Annotated in this window: 3 protein-coding genes; all 3 read right to left on the bottom strand. The window is 30.7% G+C overall.

Annotated elements, in window-relative coordinates; genetic code table 11:
- The coding region (locus tag ED2_RS14435) for a replication initiation protein (protein ID WP_164703936.1) at positions 1-401 on the bottom strand (401 nt) is incomplete at its 3' end.
- 1,030 nt (positions 402-1,431) lie between these two features.
- A complete protein-coding gene (locus ED2_RS14430; RefSeq protein WP_010826275.1) occupies positions 1,432-2,052 on the bottom strand; it encodes a pentapeptide repeat-containing protein in 621 nt (206 codons plus the stop codon).
- Between the two features lie 398 nt (positions 2,053-2,450).
- The coding region (locus tag ED2_RS14425; RefSeq protein ID WP_164703935.1) for a replication initiation protein at positions 2,451-2,883 on the bottom strand (433 nt) is incomplete at its 5' end.

Raw genomic sequence — 2,883 nt, 5'->3', positions numbered from 1 at the left:
TCAAACGACAAGAGGACTTTTCCGTTTTTAAAGTATTCAGCAGAAGAAACCCACCCAGTACGCACAATACTTTCTCTTTCTTGATTATAGATAGTCACTTCTTTCTTTCTCAAATCATCTAATGTATTAGCAATTTGATTGTAAGTACGACCACTACGCTTAATTTCTAAAACATTAGTTAATTCATACATAGAAGTTTCAATCTCCTCAAATTCTTTATCCTCTGGTTGAATTTTAGAGATAAGAAAGTCGACTATTTTTAGCTGATTAACTGTTAAATCATGCTTTGCTTTAGCTATTAGGTCGTTAGATTCAACAACGTAATAATATTGTTGTTGTTCATACTTGTCTAAAGCGAAGTTACGGTCGTTTTGCCAAATATAATTCTGTTTTTGTTTCATAATTTTATCCTTTCAAAACGAATATAATTTCACTATATCATATTCATTTAGTATAGAATAGTAAAAAAAAATATATAACAGAATTTTACTATGGAGTGGTGTGTATTTTACTATGGAGTGGTGTGTATTTTACTATGGAGTGGTGTGTATTTTACTATGGAGTGGTGTGTATTTTACTATGGTATTATGCTTATAAACGTTGATATAAAGCCATTCTCATTTCCCTAAGTATTATAAAGTATTAAAGAAATATATATAAATATAAAAGGCGCGCGAAGGCGTGTGTTTTGTTTCTCTATTCTAAAAACAAACAATACAAGACAAAAAAACAAACAAAAAGGAGTGAGCGAAAATCACGCTCACATTTAACTTGCAGCGTTCACTTCGTTCACTCGCGAAAAGAAAAAAACAACCCCTCTTTTAGGAATGGATTTGGATAGCTCTAATTGCTTACCTAGCCTGTTTTAACTGTTTGCCTAGATCCATACGCTTAGTAAGCAATCAGGCGCCTTACAGGCGGTCAGGGCAAGCCCTAACAACCCTTAGGTAAAAAAGGTAAGATAAATCGGCTATTCTTTATGTTTTTTTTGATGAGGTCATTCAAAACTGTTTTTAAGCCACTTAGCAGCCCGTTTCAGGCGTTTAATTATCTTATTAGTATAAATAGCTTATTATCAGATAAAATCTCTTAAAACGAAAAATAGGCACCTTTACTGTTATCTCTTGAAGAATCAAGACAAGAAGAAACTCGTTTTCAACTCGTTTCAAATAACGAAAAAAGACATTGGAATTTTCCAATGTCTTTTTTCGTTATCCCCTCGAGCAATCGAGTAGGGAGCCCAGCTAAGATTAAAATAACTTTAACGAATACCAATACAAATGTAATGCTGTCCGTAATGCAATCAAGATTGCTTTTAAGTTCATTCATCATAAGCAACACTCCTTCCCAAAAACTGGCGAATTTAACGTGACCCGTTGTATACCATTCGCCTAAGCTATTACTAGCGCCGGGGGGATCAATCTCATTATATCATTTTTTTAAATATTTCAAGCCAAACTCATAAAATTGACCATAAGTAATAAAATTTTTAATACGAGAATTTGGTTTTTTGTTAATAACATAAAGTATTCTAAGTAATTCTTTATCACTAAATTCAGTCTTCAAAATAAAAATTATTCCTTTATTTATTTTAGTACCTTTCGAACGCTTTGTAGTAAAAATATAAGACCTCTTAAAAGCTGGAACTCGGTTTAAAATAAATATTTTATTTTCTAATTCTTTTGAAATACTTAGCGAAGAAAAATCATTATTAATCACATTGCAATCATCAAAAACAATATTAAAATTTTTAGTCTTACTAAACTTACAATTAATAAAATGACAATTTACAAAATTAGCACCTAAAAAATTAGACTTAGATAAATTCGTATTATAAAAAACGCAATTAATAAATGTACCACCACAAAAAATACTGTTTTTTAAATTACATCCTAAAAAATCAACGTTTCTAAAAAGTCTTTTCTTAAAATGAAAATAAGTCAAATTTGAATTAAAAAACCTAACATTATTAATATCTTTAGATTTAAAAAATAATTTATATTTAGATTTTTTTGCTGTCCTATTAATATTATTTATAACTTTATATTTCAAAAAAACCCCCCCTAACTAATAAAAAATATTATACTTATTTTTTATTCCAATTGCTTTATTGACGTTGAGCCTCGGAACCCTTAACAATCCCAAAACTTGTCGAATGGTCGGCTTAATAGCTAACGCTATGCCAACATTCGTCTACAAGTTTAGTTAAGGGTTCTTCTTAACAATCAATAAATTTTCTCGGCACATAAATAAAATTCAATATCTAAGTGCGCACTTATACGCAGTAAAAAAATCTACCGATTTTTTTCTACGTTGTGCTAAGGGCGCACTTACACCCACCAAATTTTTCTTACGAAAAATTGCTGTGTTTGTGCTAAAAAAGAGTACAGATCACTCACGTGAATTTGTACTCTTTTTTCGTCAAGCGTGTTTGTTAAAATTCGCTACGCTCATGTAAAAATATTATCTCCATTCAACCAGTCATGAGTAGAAATACTTGTAACGCAGTCATCATTTTCTGCTGTTGCTCGTTGAACCGTCCAATTATTATGAATTTCAACTTGAACAACTTTACGACCATAGCGTCCTTGTAAAAGTTCTAAGTTCATGTCGTCGATTTTTAAGTTAATTTCCTCGATTGCTTTTGTAAGGACTTGATTTTTCAAAGAATTGTAGGAATAACTTTTTGGTGCTCCAAGCCATTCTTTAAATTCTTCTGGGGTCCCTTGTAAGATTGCAATTGATTTTCCTTTATCCTTATCAGCTTCTCTCATAAGTTTGTAAAGCAAAATAGAATATTTACTTTTGAGCTTGACCGTATCTATGAGTAAGTATTGCGTATAATTCTTGCTTAAATCTAATAGGTAAGGAGTGAGTTTTTTA

Source organism: Enterococcus durans NBRC 100479 = LMG 10746 (assembly GCF_001544215.1).
GTDB lineage: Bacteria > Bacillota > Bacilli > Lactobacillales > Enterococcaceae > Enterococcus_B > Enterococcus_B durans.
This window is presented reverse-complemented; position numbering and strand designations above follow the sequence as displayed.